Annotated in this window: 10 protein-coding genes; 6 read left to right on the top strand and 4 right to left on the bottom strand. The window is 69.1% G+C overall.

The features are described from left to right. Positions 1–138 precede the first annotated feature (138 nt). Together ACFWZ2_RS10175 and ACFWZ2_RS10170 are read left to right on the top strand one after the other, a co-directional pair. A complete protein-coding gene (locus ACFWZ2_RS10175; protein ID WP_384544327.1) occupies positions 139–645 on the top strand; it encodes a hypothetical protein in 507 nt (168 codons plus the stop codon). A gap of 70 nt (positions 646–715) precedes the next feature. After that, a complete protein-coding gene (locus tag ACFWZ2_RS10170; protein WP_384544325.1) occupies positions 716–1,324 on the top strand; it encodes a hypothetical protein in 609 nt (202 codons plus the stop codon). 5 nt (positions 1,325–1,329) lie between these two features. Here the strand turns inward: ACFWZ2_RS10170 and ACFWZ2_RS10165 are convergent, their stop codons facing one another. After that, on the bottom strand, positions 1,330–1,815 hold the full coding sequence (locus tag ACFWZ2_RS10165; protein ID WP_384544323.1) for a hypothetical protein: 486 nt from the start codon (positions 1,813–1,815) through the stop codon (positions 1,330–1,332). Between the two features lie 280 nt (positions 1,816–2,095). Here ACFWZ2_RS10165 and ACFWZ2_RS10160 point away from each other — a divergent pair, with 280 nt between their 5' ends. Continuing rightward, positions 2,096–8,803 carry a DNRLRE domain-containing protein gene (locus ACFWZ2_RS10160; protein ID WP_384544321.1) on the top strand — a complete coding sequence of 2,236 codons (6,708 nt, stop codon included), beginning with the start codon at positions 2,096–2,098 and terminating at the stop codon, positions 8,801–8,803. Positions 8,804–8,900: 97 nt separating this feature from the next. On the opposite strand, the gene ACFWZ2_RS10155 is transcribed toward ACFWZ2_RS10160, so the two are convergent. After that, positions 8,901–9,458: a hypothetical protein gene (locus ACFWZ2_RS10155; protein WP_384544319.1), complete on the bottom strand. Its 558-nt coding sequence runs from the start codon at positions 9,456–9,458 to the stop codon at positions 8,901–8,903. 276 nt (positions 9,459–9,734) lie between these two features. Here ACFWZ2_RS10155 and ACFWZ2_RS10150 point away from each other — a divergent pair, with 276 nt between their 5' ends. After that, entirely contained in the window at positions 9,735–10,133 is a 399-nt protein-coding gene (locus tag ACFWZ2_RS10150; RefSeq protein WP_384544536.1) for a hypothetical protein, read from the top strand. A 124-nt stretch (positions 10,134–10,257) separates the two neighbouring features. Next, a complete protein-coding gene (locus tag ACFWZ2_RS10145) occupies positions 10,258–10,845 on the top strand; it encodes an RNA polymerase sigma factor (RefSeq protein WP_384544317.1) in 588 nt (195 codons plus the stop codon). Between the two features lie 12 nt (positions 10,846–10,857). On the opposite strand, the gene ACFWZ2_RS10140 is transcribed toward ACFWZ2_RS10145, so the two are convergent. Beyond that, positions 10,858–11,163: a DUF397 domain-containing protein gene (locus tag ACFWZ2_RS10140; RefSeq protein ID WP_384544315.1), complete on the bottom strand. Its 306-nt coding sequence runs from the start codon at positions 11,161–11,163 to the stop codon at positions 10,858–10,860. Then, positions 11,150–11,974, bottom strand: a complete 825-nt coding sequence (locus ACFWZ2_RS10135) for a Scr1 family TA system antitoxin-like transcriptional regulator (RefSeq protein WP_384544313.1) — start codon at positions 11,972–11,974, stop codon at positions 11,150–11,152. The genes ACFWZ2_RS10140 and ACFWZ2_RS10135 overlap by 14 nt, the downstream gene beginning before the upstream one ends. 404 nt (positions 11,975–12,378) lie before the next feature. Between ACFWZ2_RS10135 and ACFWZ2_RS10130 the strand changes: the two genes are divergently transcribed. Further along, positions 12,379–14,589, top strand: a complete 2,211-nt coding sequence (locus tag ACFWZ2_RS10130; protein ID WP_384544311.1) for a hypothetical protein — start codon at positions 12,379–12,381, stop codon at positions 14,587–14,589. Positions 14,590–14,642: the final 53 nt, after the last annotated feature.

Below are 14,642 nucleotides of genomic sequence, written 5' to 3'. Positions count from 1 at the left end.
GGCACGCCCAGGGCTTTCTTCCGCTTGGCTTTCTGTCCTTTGGTTTCTGTTTTCTTGTGGCGAACTCGCCCACGCCTGTGGTGTATTCGCCCGAAGAAGGCCGAACGGGACACGGCGGAGCACAGCGGGGGTACGGCGATGGGCTACTGGGGGTACTACGTCGTGGGCAGGAGCGAGCGTCCGCTCGCGGAGCTCACGGCGGTGGCGGGCGTGCGCGACGAGCTCAGCCTCCTGGTGAGCAGGGACGACGGCTGGCAGGTGTGGGAGGTCCCGAGCGGCGACGGCACCCGTGACGTCGGGAACATGAACGCGCTCGCCCTGGAGACGGGCGCGCCCGCGCTCTTCGGATACGTCATGGACAGCGACTGCGTCGTCATCGAGGCGGCGGCCCCGGAGAGCGGCGCGTGGACCACGTGCCTGGCGCGCCGCGCGATGGCCGGCTACCTCGGCGACGGCGGGCTCACCGTGGAGGACTACTTCCTGGAGCCGCGCGACGCCGCCGAGCGCGCGGTCGCCTGGGCCGCCGAGTCGGGCCGTACGGCGCGGACGGGGCCCCTGCTCGACGTGCTGAACGCGGAGGCCGAACCCTCCGCGGAGGAGCTCTTCTTCCGCTTTCTCGACCGGCTCGGTGTCGTGCCGCAGTGACGGCAGTGACGTTCCCGGCGCAGTGCACGCAGTAAGGGGCAGTGCAAGTCCGGGACGGGAGACGTACAGCATGAGCCTGGTGGAGCTGATCGCGCAGGCCGACGAGCGGGACCTCGCGGCGAGCGGTCTCGCCTGCCTCGACCGGTGCGTGCCGGTGCTCGGCGGCGACGACGACCTGCTGCGGCCGCTGTGGGCGAGGCTCGCGGAGGGCGGCGACTGGGGCGGGGAGCTGGCGGACGCCCGCTCGGCGCTCGGCCCCGCGGGGGAGCTGGCGGACGCCCGCTCGGCGCTCGGTCCCGCGGGAGAACCGGCCGACGCGTCCGGCGAGGCGGCCGCGCTCGCCCGGCGCATGCTCGACGCCGTCCCCGCCACCCACTCGGGCGCCGAGGTCCGCGAGTGGGCCGACGGCTGCTCCGTCGCCGCGCTCCAGGTCCACCGCCTCCTGGACACCGCACCCGACGGCGCGGGCCGCTCGGTAAGGGCTCGCCGGGAGGGCCGCACGGACGCCATGTCCCCGCTCGTCGCTGCCGAACTCCGCCGCCAGATAAGGATCCTGGAACTGCTCTCCAACAAGGGCGCGGGCCCGGCGGGCGGCCTGCGGCAGGCCCTCGACGTGTCGATGGAGGGGCGCAGGGTGCTGCGCGCGGTCGTGTCGCGCAGGGAGCGGGGGCGGGGCTGACGAGGTCAGCCCCGCTTCGCAGGCAGTTCCGCGGTGCAGGTGGCGCGTCCGTAGGCGCCGAACGCGGTGGCCCGCTGCTGGTGTTCACCGCGGACCGAGAGGGCACAGCTCGCCTCGCCGCCCCGCTTCCCGAGCTGGATGCTGACGGCCGGGTCCTTGCCGAGCGGCACACGCACGGTCTTCTTCCACGGCAGCTCGACGCCCGCCTCGACGGTGGCGGCGCCTTTCGCGCTCCGCGCCAGATACGTGATGTCGGCTGCTCCCGTGCCGGTGATGCGGTACGTCACCGACGCGGTCGGGACGGGGCGTTGTTCCGGTTCGTCATCGCCGAGAAAGGCGTAGCCGACGAACGCGGCGCAGATGCCGAACAGCAGGGCGCCCACGGACACGACGCGCCGGTCGGATATCTCGCCGACCGTTTTGTGGTCGAGGGCACTCTCCGGTATGACGATTTCCCCGATCTCCGCTTCGAGCGCAGTCTCATTTTTCATTTCCCCACCCCATAGCGAAACGGGCCATGAGCTTCTGGCCCTTTAAATCCGGCCGGTTATACAACACCGGTACGGCTGTCCGCCAGGGCGGGGAGATAACGGACTTAGCCTCTGATTATCCGTCATGTCTGGCTGCTTGACGGGGCGTTGAATGCCTGCGTAGAACTCTCGGCTGCTAGGTGATCCGCGATTTCGCACCGCTCGGGAATTCCTTGAGCGGTGCTCGAACCTGCCCTCTTCCTGCTTTCCGGAAGAAGGCTTCGGAAGGGTGGTTGGCACGGTGAGAAATGGTTACCGAAGGCTGCTGATCGGGCTTGTCGCGTCGGCGGTGGTGGGCGCTGCGCTGCCCCAGACCGCCCTGGCGGACGCGACGGAAGGGCCGTCGGCGGCGCGGGTGTCGGGGGTGGATGCCGACGGGAAACCGCCCAGACCTCCCGAGATACCCAGAACGCCACCGAGGAAGTATCCGGCCAACTCCCCGGACCCCGAGGTCACCTACGGCGCGGGCGGTGTCGCCCTCGACGCCCCCACCGTGGTGCACGGCACCGGCCCCGAGCTGTCCTGGCCCAAGTACGCCCCGGGCAAGGGCAAGGGCGACGAGCTGGTCGGGTACCAGCTGCACCGCTCCGCCCGCCCCGGCTTCAAGGCGACCGGCGCCACCCTCCTGGCCCCGCTCCGCAAGGGCGCGACCTCCTACACGGACACCACCGCCGTACCCACCCGTGCGGACAGCGCGACGGAGACCGCACGCCGCTACTCGTACCGCCTCCTGGCGAAGACCAGGGACGGCCGTCTGCTCGCGTCGCCGGTGCGCCGCGTGGGTGTGCCCAAGGCCGGGCACACGCTGCGGATCCTGCGGGCCGGGCAGTCGGGCGCCCGTGCGGAGCACGGCGCGGACGGCGGCACCCGGGCCGCTCTGCGGATTCCGGTCTCCGGCATACCGAAGAAGGCGACCGTCCTCGAGGCGGAGCTGCGCCTGCGGGCGGAAGGGCCCAAGGGCGGTGCGCCCAAGGCCGGGATGCCGCTCGTCGAACTCAGCCCGCTCAAGCGGAAGTTCAACGGGGACTCCGCATCCTGGGACGCCTCCGAGGCCGTCTCCGACACCACCGGCCAGGGCGGGACGTACGCCTGGGACGTCACGTCGCTCGCCCGCCAGTGGGCGAAGCGGCCGAGCACCAACAAGGGGGTCCTCCTGACGGCCCGGCACGGGAGCGTGCGCTTCGCGTCGAGTGAGGCGTCCGATCCCGCGCGGCGGCCCCAACTCCGCGTCGTGGCCGCCGAACCCACCCCGTGGGGCACGTACTACGCGCCGGCCACCCCCACCCGCATGTCCGAGAACAACACCTATCCGGTGGACGTCACGGTCACCAACACCACGACCGCGGCCTGGCCGGAGGGCGAGCGCGCGCTGTCGTACAAGTGGGCCCTGCCGGACGGCACCGACGCCACCACCGCCGACAACCAGCTGAAGGCCGACATCCCGGCCCTCGCCCCCGGCGCGTCCGCCACCGTCAAGGCGACGGTCAAGTCGCCCGCCACGGCCGACGGCAACCGGCGCTCGGGCTACACCCTCACCTGGGACGTCCTCAACAAGACCGACAACAGCTGGCTTTCGCAGAAGCCGGGCATCGGCGGTCTGGCGCAGACCACCGCCGTCGAGGATCCGACGGCGGACCGCGTCGGCCTGGAGAAGCAGCACGCGTTCACGGGCAAGAACACCGGCGCGGGCTCGACCCTGATGGGCAACCTCGGCTCGGGCAACACCGTCTGGTCGTACAACGCCTTCACCAACCCGGGCCGCGGCCTGAACACCTTCGCGCGCTTCACCTACAACGCGCAGGACACCTCCGACAGCCAGCTCGGCCACGGCTGGTCGGCGCAGGCGGCCGGGCCCCTGCGGCTCGGTTCGACGCTCGACTTCCACCCGGACGAGGGACCCGGGGAGGCGTACGTCGTCGACGGCGACGGCACACAGCACCTGTTCCGCAAGCAGGGCGACGGGAGTTGGACGTCCTCGGCGGGATACCACTACCGGCTCACCGCCAAGCCGGACGTCACATCGGTGTGCCGGACGGGGAGCAGCCCCGAGGTGCCGGACGCCTGGACCCTGACCCGCCCCGACGGCACCCGTTTCCTCATCGGCTGCGACGGCTACCTCACCTCGGTCGTCGACAAGAACGGCAACACCCAGACGTACGTCTACGAGCTGCGCGACTCCGGCAACCGCCGCGTCAAGTTCCTCACCGAGATCAAGGACCCGGCGGGGCGCGGCTCCCTGAAGCTCGACTACTACCGGGCAGGCGACGCGACGTACGACTACATCGACGACAAGGGCGAGAAGGTCGCGGGCAAGGACCTGTGGAACCCGAAGATCTACGACCACGTGAAGTCGATGACGGACGTCTCGGGCCGCAGGCTCGCCTTCCACTACACGGCGAAGGGTCTTCTCGGCCGCCTCACCGACGGTGACGGCGCCACGCAGCCGAAGGTCTTCTCCTTCTCGTACGACACGGCGCAGGGCAACAAGAACACCAAGCTGACCAAGGTCACCGACCCCCGCGGCAACGCCACCGACGTCGAGTACGGCGAAGGGCCCGAGTCCAGCTGGTCGACCAGGACGATCACGGACCGGCTGCGCGCGGCGACCGGCTTCACGTACACGGCGAAGGGTGACGGCACCGAGACCAAGGTCACCGACGCCGAGAAGCACACGACGACGTACGTGACGGACGGCCAGGACCGTCCTGTCCAGGTCACCAACGCCAAGTCCGAGCAGACGAGGCTGACCTGGGACGCCGGCCACAACGTCACGCTCCTGGAGGAGGACAACGGCCCGAGGACCGCGAAGACGGCCTACTGCTACGACGAGAAGACCGGCTACCCGCTCTGGGAGCGCTCGGCGGAGGAGAACAAGGAGGGCCTGCCCTCCGCGGCGGACTGCGCGCCCGGAAAGTTCCCGCCCCACTCGGTCCGCTACGAGTACCGGACCCGCGCGGACGGCTACGTGGCCGACCTGGTCGAGAAGACCTCCGCGGAGAACCGCGTCTGGCGGTTCGGCCATGACGCCAAGGGCAATCTGAAGACGGTCACGGACCCCAAAGGCGTCGCCTCGGCCGAGGACGGCGACTACACCACGTCGTACGAGTACGACAGCTACGGCCAGTTGACGCGGGCGACGGACGCCAACGGCAACCCGACCGCCTACAAGGACTTCGTCGCCGCGGGCTACCCGCGCACGACGACGGACGCCCTCGCGAAGAACACGACGACCGAGTACGACGCCCGCGGCCAGGTGACCGAGGTCGTCGACGCCCTGGGCAAGAAGACGACTCAGACGTACGACGTGTTCGGCCGCCCGCTGGTGTCGAAGGTGCCGAAGGACCAGGCGGCCGGCGTGTTCATCACGACCCCGGCGCCCGAGTACGACGCCAACGACAACGTCACCACGTCGACGGCGCCCAACGGCGCGGTCTCCACGGCGACATACGACCGGGCGGACCAGGTCGTGACCGCCACCGCGCCCAGGGACACGGCGACATCCGGCGAGCGGAAGACGGCCTACACCTACGACAGCGTCGGCAACCTCAGGACGACGACCGAGCCCAAGGGCACGGCGACGCCCACGGACCCGGACGACTACGTCACGACCAACAACTACGACGAGGTCTACCAGCTCACCTCGGTCGTCAACGCCAAGAAGGACAAGGTCAGTTACGTCTACGACGGCGCGGGCAACCCGGTCCGTGTCATCGACCCCAAGAAGAACGCGACCGCCGACCCCGACGACTACACGACCAAGACCGACTACGACATGAACCACCGTGTCGTGGCCGTCTCGGACGCGACCGGTCGCACCGTGCGGCAGTCGTACGACAAGGACTCCCTGGTCGTCTCGACGACGGACCAGGAGAACAACACGACCGTCAACCACTACGACGAGCGCGGCAAGCTCGCGGTGGTGGAGGTGCCGCACGAGGGCACGACGCCGCGCACCACGAAGTTCGGCTACGACGAGGTCGGCAACCGGATCAAGGTCTTCACTCCGCGCGGTGTGGCCACGGACAGCGAGCCCGACGACTTCGTGGCGGAGACGACGTACGACGCCCTGAACCGGCCCGCGCGCCAGATCCAGCCGTACGACCCGAAGGACCCCCGCTACAACAGGAAGGTCTGGACGGAGACGACCTACGACGCCGTGGGCCGCGTGGAGAAGGTGTCGGCGCCGCCGTCGCAGGGCGAGACGACCCGCAACGACACGACGTACGGCTACTACGACAACGGCTGGGTCAGGACGGCGCGGGACGTGTGGGACATCCGCACCACCTACGACTACAACGACCTCGGCCAGCAGAACGCCCGTCAGCTCACCTCGGCGGGCGGCTCCACCAGCCGGACCATGCGCTGGGGCCACTACCCCGACGGCAAGCTCAAGTCCCGTGACGACGACGGCATCCCGGTCGGCGCGAGCGAGCTCGTCGCGTCCGAGGCGCAGGCCCGCAAGGGCGCGGGCACGGAGTCCTCGCCGCACGTCTGGAAGCTGAACGTCGCCAAGGCGGGCACGTACACGTCGTACGCGAAGTCCGACGGCACCGGGAAGTGGACGAAGCTCGGCACCGACACCTACAAGAAGGGCGAGAACGCCGAACTGACGGCGGCCGCGGACACGGTGAAGCTGGTCCGCGACCACTCCGCGGACGCGGACACCGAGCGCAAGCGCTTCGCGTACGCGTACGACGTCAACGGCAACCTCACCTCGATCGACGACACCTCGACCGGGACCAAGGTCGACGCGTACACGATGACGTACACGGGCCTGAACCAGGTCGACAAGGTCGTCGAGGCGCTGGCGGGCCAGGAGAGGAAGGCCACGTCGTACACGTACGACGCCAATGGCCAGCCCGAGACCCTCAAGCACCCGGATCAGTACGCCAAGTACACGTACGACCTGCGGGAGTTGGTGAAGACGGTCTCGGTCGGCAAGTCCGACTCGGACACCTCGCCGAAGGTCACGTCCTACGACTACACCTACCGCGGCGAGCGGAAGACGGAGACCAAGGCCAACAAGAACACCGTCACCTACGACTACTACCTGGACGGCGCCCTCAAGGCCCAGACGGAGAAGAAGCCGGACGGCAGCACGCTGGTCGCCTCCCACGCGTACGCCTACGACGCCAACGGCAACAAGGCGCAGGACGTGGCGAAGAAGATGAACGCCGACGACCACGCGAAGTACGTGTCGTCGACGACGAAGTACACCTACGACCCGGTGGACCGCCTGGCCGAGTCGGTCCGTACCGGCGACGGGGCGGGCACGGAGACCTACGTCCACGACGACAACGCGAACGTCGTCTCGCAGACGGTCAAGGGCAAGAAGACGACGTTCGGCTACGACCGCAACCGTCTCCTGAAGACGACGGTGGGCGGCGCCACGGCTGAGCACACGTACGACGCCTTCGGGCGTCAGGAGTCGGTGACGGCGGGCGGCAAGGTCGTGGAGCGCAATTCCTACGACGGGTTCGACCGCGTCAGGCAGCACGAGAGGGCGGAGGGGGCGTCGGGCGCGCTGAAGGCGACCAAGTACGCGTACGATCCGCTCGACCGCACGTCCACCCGGACGGACGCCTCCGGCAAGTCGACGGACTACACCTACCTCGGCATGTCCGGCGAGGTCCTCGGCGAGGAGGCCGCAGGCAAGCTCACGAAGTCGTACCAGTACGGGCCGTGGGGCGAGCGTCTCTCCCAGGTGAAGCACGCGGCCGATGGCACGGCCGGGGAGTCCACGTTCTACGGGTACAACGGCCACACGGACGTCGAGACGCTGACGGACAAGGACGGCAACACCAAGGCGACGTACGGGTATTCGGCGTACGGCTCCGACGACACGGCCGACTTCACGGGTATCGACAAGCCGGAGGCGGGGGATCCCGCGAAGGCCGCGTACAACCCGTACCGCTTCAACTCGAAGAGGTGGGACGCGGCTTCGGGGACGTATGACATGGGGTTCCGGGACTACAGTCCTGGGCTCAATCGGTTTACGACCCGGGACATGTACAACGGGGCCGCCGCCGACATGAGGCTCGGCGCGGACGCGCTGACGGGCAACCGGTACGCGTTCACCGGCGGAAACCCCGTCTCCAACGTCGAGCTGGACGGCCACCTGCCGTGCGTCGACGGCGTCAAGTCGTCGTGCGGCGGCGGTCCCGCTCTGTCGAAGGGCGTTATCGCCGACGGCCGCACGGCGATCTACGACGAGTACGGAATCGGGCACATTGTTGCCGCGAAAGGCGACAACGCCGCTTCCAGGACCGCCCTCAAGGTGCTGAACGACGACCTCAAGAAGGCAGGCATCTTCTCGGACGGTTCCGGAAAGGGGACCGGTGAGCAGTACCTGGCTCAGGACGACTTCAAGCCGCTCGTGGAAAAGGGATCGTTCACCGACAGGGACGGCAATCTGCGATTCAACGGAACCACATCCGATCTCATCCGAGTCACGTATGAGAACGGAAAGATATCGGATGTCATCGACTTCGATGCGACGAGTTCCCAGGACGGCAAGGCAATGAAGTACGTCATGGGCGACATCGACAACAAGATGGATCCCCAGAAGAAGGGGCAGGCGAACAATGTCGTCTATGTCGCCCAGAGCGCGGATCAGGCCAAAGCAGTGGCCGGTCGCTACGCGGATGACCCCCGCGTTCGCGTGCTCCACCCGAGTAGCGGCTTCGACAGCAGGCCGGTGTTCAACGGTGTGACCGGCCGTGCCAATGCTGGACGTGTCAGCCCCAGGATCAGTGGCCGAGTCCTCGGAGTCGCGGGATTCGCGATGCCGTTCGCGCAGTCCAACAGCTACATTCGGAGCTACGGTTTCGGCAGAGGCGTCCTCGAGATGAGTAAGACCTTCATCGACCCCTTCGGAGTCGCGGATTCCGTGGCGCCGCCCTCGGGTTCAGGGGGAGTCTGCGATCCGTCCTCCGGGAACTGCGCCTGAGCGGTTTCTGCTGAAACAGAGCACTGCTGAACAAGGCACGCCACCGCTGGATTTCCGAGCGGTGGCGTGCTGGCGTTCTTTCTCGTTCGCGACGGGATCAATGGGGCGCCATCACCAGATCGCCGATCACCCGGCAGCCGACACGGGCCGCCAGCCAAGGAGCCCGTTCCGCCTCGAACTGTTTCACATGCACGAAAACCGTGTGATCGGCCGAGGGTTCCGTCAGATCCAGGTCGCGGACATTCATGCACAGCGTCACGAACGCGCCTCGGGAGCCACCTCCCCCCAGCCCCGCCTCGGGAGCTTCGGGCCAACCGGCGAAGTCCCATCGCAGCGCCGCAGGGATGCCGCCCACCGCCGGAAGGAGGGCGGGCACGATGTCTGGCGCCATGCCCCAGCTCTGCAGCCAGGCGGGGAGATGCGGCGATGAGCTGTTCGCCGTCGCCGACAGGCCGTCGCCGTTCTCCTCGGTCCAGCGGTCCGCTGCCGGGAGGGCGGCGAAGAGCGGGTCCAGGTCCTGCTGCGAGCGGGCCCGCGCCTCGAAGTCGACTTCGAGGCCACTGGTGTCGGCAAGGCCGAGCAGCTGATCAACGATGCTCAGCCCGTCCGCGAGTTCGGCCGTCCTGAAGATGGGTTGCGCGTATGAGTTGGACACGGCGATCAGTCTTCCAGAGATGAATTGCGGCGGCTGTGGTCGGAGGGAATTGACCCCTGGGAGGAACACGAGAACGGCGTGACGCCTGAGCTGGGCCGATGGTTGTACGAAACGCGGTGCTTGTTCGTGTGAGAAGAGGCACGAACCGAAGCCGTCATGGCAAGGAGAGGTCTTCCGCTTGGCAGGGTGAGGGTGCTTCGGCGCCCTCTCGACTGCTGAGACGAAGGGGTGGAAGTCATGGACGGTGAGGGAAGACAGGCGCCGAGAGCGGGGGAGATGCGGGGGCGGGCGCGGGGATTTGTCGCGCAGGTGACCCTGCGGAATCGGCTTCCCCTCGATTTCTCCGTCGCCAGCCTGCGAGTGGTCGACTTTCTCATCGACGGGCTGCGGAAGGGCGGCCGCGGGTGTGATGAGGTTCCAGGGACGCTCTTCGGGCTCGGGGCCTATGTCGGGGAAGTCCTTGTGCGTCGCGCTGGTGCCGTTTGGGTCGACTTCGACGAGGAACAGCGGGAATTCTTCGGGCAGTCCGTCGGCGTCCGGATGCCGGACGGGCGGGTGTGGAATCCCTTGGGCAAGGTCATCAACTGCCTTGAGCGGGGCGGAATTGGTGGTTCCGAACCTTCGCTTCAGACCTTTTACCTCACTTTGCCGGGACGTGTGCGACACGCTGCGTGATACAGGGGAATTAAGAAGGCTTCTTTTGTTTCGGGGTGCTGCTGCAGAGTGAGCCGACGAGTGGGAAACGCGGGTGGCAGGACACGGGCACGGTGAGCAGTGTCAGCGGGGTTAAGAGGAGAGCGTGGGGCAGGGTGGGGACCATCGCCATGCGGCGGGAAATGACGAGGAGTTGACGCGGGCTCTGCGGGCGGCCGGTGCGGGGGACGAGGCTGCTTTTGCTGTTGTTTATCGGTGTGTTCATCCGGGGCTTCTTCGGTATCTGCGCGGGCTTGTGCGTGAGGATGCGGAAGACGTTGCCTCCGAAACCTGGCTGCAGATCGTTCGCGATCTGGGGCGGTTTCGTGGCGGCGGGGCGGACTTTCGCCGGTGGGCCTCAACTGTCGGGCGCCATCGCGCCATTGACCATCTGCGGCGCCAGAGGAGTCGGCCGCGCGCCTCGATGCTGTCCTCGGACGTGCTCGAACTGGCCGGTGCGGACGATACCTCCGGGCAGGTCCTTGAAGCCCTTTCCACCGTGTGCGTGCTGAGGCTCGTCGCCGCGCTTCCGCCCGATCAGGGGAGGGCGGTTCTGCTACGTGTCGTGGTGGGGCTCGACGGGCCCGCGGCCGCGCGACTCCTCGGGAAGCGGCCCGCGGCGGTGCGGGCGGCGCCCCATCGAGGACTGCGGCGATTGGCTCGCTTGGGCGCCGGGGGTTGTTGCCGTCCGTGAGCACGGGCGTCGTTAGGCGGTCCCGGTCTTCACGGAGGCGATGAACGCGGTCCAGGCGGGGGCCGCGAAGACTACGGCGGGGCCGTGGGGGTGCTTGCTGTCGCGGACGGGGACGTGGGCGTGGGTCTCGTAGGCGGTGTCGTTCACTTCTAGGCAGTCGGCCGCATCGCTGGAGCTGTACGTCGACTTGCGCCAACTCGTGTAGGTGGCGGGGGTGGTGACTTCCAGGCAGTTGGCGCCGCTTTCGCCGCTGTAGCTGGACTTGCGCCAGGACGGCAGAACCGAGGCATCGGGGATGCTGTGCTCACTGCGCTTCATGTTCGTAGTCCTCTGCGACGGATCTGATCAGGGCCAGGGAATCTCGGTGCGACAGAGCGTCGCCCAGCGCGTGATCGTAGACCTCCTGGCACTGGCGTACTACAGACGGGAGTTCCCACACTCGGCCGGTCTTCAAGCCTTCCACGTAGGCGACTGGTGGGAGGTCCTCGAACCACATGAGTTTGACCGGCCCTTCAAGTGCGGCATGGGCGCCGGCGCGGAACGGCAGTACGTGGACGCGGATGCGGCGGGTGGCTCCCAACTCGGCAATGTGACCGAGCTGTTCGCACATGACAGCGGGGCTGCCGATGGCCTGGCGCAGGACAGCTTCACCGAACAGAACCCACACAACAGGTGAGCCGAAGTCGTCAAGGATGTGGGTGCGTTCCAGGCGTGTGCTCAGGAGCTTGTCACGTTCTGCGTCGCTCTTGGGAGGGTGTCCTGAGCCAAGTACTTCCTTTGCGTATGCCTCGGTCTGCAGGAAACCCGGCACCAGGGTGCAGGCGTACTCCCTGATAACCGTTGCCTGCCGTTCGAACTCCAGCGCCTCCGCGAAGTGCTCCGCCACCCTCCGCCCATCCAACGTCGGCAGGAACCGCACGAAGAACCCGCCCGTTCCCAGGACTTGGTCGAGCCTTCGGGCGTCCTCCGCGTCCGGTCTGCGCCGCCCCGCCTCGATGTGCGCGATGTGCGTGTGCGACATCACCGCACGCTGGCTCAGTTCCTCCTGCGTGAGCCCGGCCGCCTCGCGGCGTTGGCGCAGCTCCTCGCCGTACTTCGTACGTGCTTCCGGGTTGTCCTCGATTGCCACGCCCAACTCCCCCATGTGCAGGTTCCGTTGTCACTCTGAGCCATCTACCCAGCGTACGAGCGCCCACCTCACTCTGTGACCGGAACAGCACGCAGAGCGAGAGGTGGGGTCATGGTCGAGGTCGGCGAAGGGGTGCCCGAGGAGCAGTGGAAGGGGCCCGGCATCACTCTGCGGGTCTCGCGGGACGGCGGGCGCACCTGGGGGCCTCGCCTCGTCTACTACCCGGCCAGGGACGTCGCGCCGCTTCCGGCGGGTGCGCGGTACCCGCTGTGCAGGTGTCCCCGGTGCAGGTAACCGGCCTAATTTCACCGGCATGTGGAAACTCTCCCCAAAGCCTCAGGTGCCTCGTTAGCCTGACGTGCCATCATTCGCGCCCCCCGGCCGCCCCGGCCACGGAGAAGCCCGTGCCTGACGAACTCGGATTCGATGAGCTGCTGGACGACGGCGGCCTGGTCGCCCGGCTGCTCGGGAGGACCGCGGCCGGGCGCAGGCGGGAGTTGCTGTACGGGGACGACCTGCCCGTGGTGCTGCTGGTCGGCGGGCCGGGGATGGGCAAGGGGCGGCTGTTGCGGTGCATACGGAAGCAGTTCGGGCCGCGCGTCCCCACCGCGTACGTCGACTGCGCGCTGACCGACTGCCGGGAGCAGGCCGAGGAGCAGCCCGGCAGCCGGTCGGAAGTGACCGAGGTGCTGCGCAAGATCGCGCTGCAGTACGGCGACTGGGGCGGCGACGGCGGCGGGATCGCCGTTCCGCGGCTGTACGCGGGGCTCGCGGCCGTGGCGGCGAGTGACCGGCTTGCCCGGGCGGCGCCCCTGGTGAACGAGGTGGGGCGGCTGGACGGGATCCTGCCGCCCGGGTCCTTCTGGCGCGGGGTGATCAAAGGGACCGCCAAGAACTATCTGGGGTATCTGGCGGGGCTCGTCAGCAGTCCGGTCGTCGGCCCCTTCGTCAACGCCCTGCTCGACGGACTCTTCGCCCGCGCGTCCACGGAGGGCAGGGCCGCACTCGCCGCCTGCTACGGCGAGTATCCCGGCGCGGGAGGCCAACCCCTCGCCGGGCTGCGGTCGTTGGGCGACGACTTCCAGCAGGGCGGGGAGGCGCGGCGGATCGCCGAGGGGTTTCTGTTCCGGGCGCTGCGGCAGGACATCGACGCCGCCTACCACTCCGTACGCGGGCGCATGTCGCGGGTCGGGCGGCCCGCACTGCTCCTCGACCACGCGGACGGCTCCCTGGGCAGGCGGCTCGTGAAGCCCGCTCTGGAGGACCGGGAGCGCGGGCACCACGACCGTCTTGTGATCTTCGCGACCGCCCGGCGCGAGGACGGCGGCCGCTTTCTGCACCGCGCGGGCAGCTCCGCCGAGGGCATGGCGACGTGGCGGCCCTTCATGGGCGCGCTGCCCGAGTGGAGCCGTCCGCCGGACGCCGTTCCCGACCATGCGCCGCTGTGGCGCGGCGTCCTGCGCGTCCGTATGCCCGTGCTCACCCGCGACCAGCAGAAGGACGAACTCAGCAGGCTGCGGGGCGGCCGGGCGCCGTCGGACAACGCCGTACGGCTGCGCGTCCACAGCGGTGTGCACCGGCTGAGCGGCGGCCGCCCGCTGTTCGTGACCCGGCTCGGCGAGGCGACCGCCGCGGCGTCGTTCCCGACGCCCGAGGAGTGCACCGACTGGGCGATCCTGGACGCGCGGGTGCCCGCGGGCGAGGACGACCAGGGGCGGCCCGTGGCCGACCGTCCGGTGGCCGACGTGCTCGTCGACGAACTGCTCGACCGCGAGCGCCCCGAGGAGCTTCCGCCGGAACACCGCGGCCACTGGCTGGACCTGCTCACCCATCTGTCGGTGGCGCACGACGTGGAGTGCGCCCAGACGCTGGTGCGCGCGGTGCAGGAGGGGCGCACGGAGCGCCTGAACGCCTACCGCGTCGCCGAACTCCTGGAGGACACCGGCTGGCCCCGCTGCCCCCGGCACTTCATCGGCGACATCGGCCTGCGCCGGCTCCTCACGCGGCGGCTGTACCGGCTGCGCGACGGCGGGGCGGCCTGGCACGCGGACCACGCACTGCTGCAGGGCCACTACCGGGACCTGGGGGACGGCCATCCCGACGCCCTGTTCGTCACCGCGGGCGCGCACCGCATGCACCATCTCCTCGCCTCCGACGGCGCGGACCTCGTCACGCGGTATCTGGCAGGGACCTTCCTCACCCGCCCCATCGCCGAATGGTGCGAGGAACTCCTCGCCGTCGCGGACGCCGCGCTGATCGGCGCGGACGACGACCGGTACGCCCGCGCGCTCGGCGAGACCCAGGTGCGCGGTGACGCGCGGCGGCGCCAGATCGACCGGCTGCTGCACGCGGTGTGGCTCACCGAGGACCGGACGCAGCCGCTGGACGAGACGGTGCCGGGGGTGCTGCGCGGGCCCCTGCGGGACCTCAGCGAGGAGCTGTCGCAGATCGCCGACGAGGCGGTGCGCGACCAGGGCCCCGAGGGGGCCGACGTGGCCAGGGCCGCGGACGGGGCCGCGCTGCTCATCCGGATGGCCCGCGACTGGGGGGACAGGGCCGAGGACAAGCAGCCGCTGAAGCGGTGCGTGTGCACGGAGCACATCGGGTTCGGCTGAGACGGATCCGGCCGACTTGGATCCGGCCGACACGGATCCGGCCGACACGGACG

This window comes from Streptomyces sp. NPDC059002 (assembly GCF_042740435.1).
Taxonomy (GTDB): Bacteria; Actinomycetota; Actinomycetes; order Streptomycetales; family Streptomycetaceae; genus Streptomyces.
The sequence above is the reverse complement of the archived record's forward strand: the minus strand, read 5'-3'. Positions and strand labels throughout refer to the sequence as shown.

Coding starts and splice junctions, on each gene's coding strand:
- ACFWZ2_RS10140 (WP_384544315.1), bottom strand. CDS start 11,163: ATGAAGCGCAGTGAGCACAGCATCCCCGATGCCTCGGTTCTGCCGTCC.
- ACFWZ2_RS10165 (WP_384544323.1), bottom strand. CDS start 1,815: ATGAAAAATGAGACTGCGCTCGAAGCGGAGATCGGGGAAATCGTCATA.
- ACFWZ2_RS10175 (WP_384544327.1), top strand. CDS start 139: ATGGGCTACTGGGGGTACTACGTCGTGGGCAGGAGCGAGCGTCCGCTC.
- ACFWZ2_RS10150 (WP_384544536.1), top strand. CDS start 9,735: ATGCGGGGGCGGGCGCGGGGATTTGTCGCGCAGGTGACCCTGCGGAAT.
- ACFWZ2_RS10170 (WP_384544325.1), top strand. CDS start 716: ATGAGCCTGGTGGAGCTGATCGCGCAGGCCGACGAGCGGGACCTCGCG.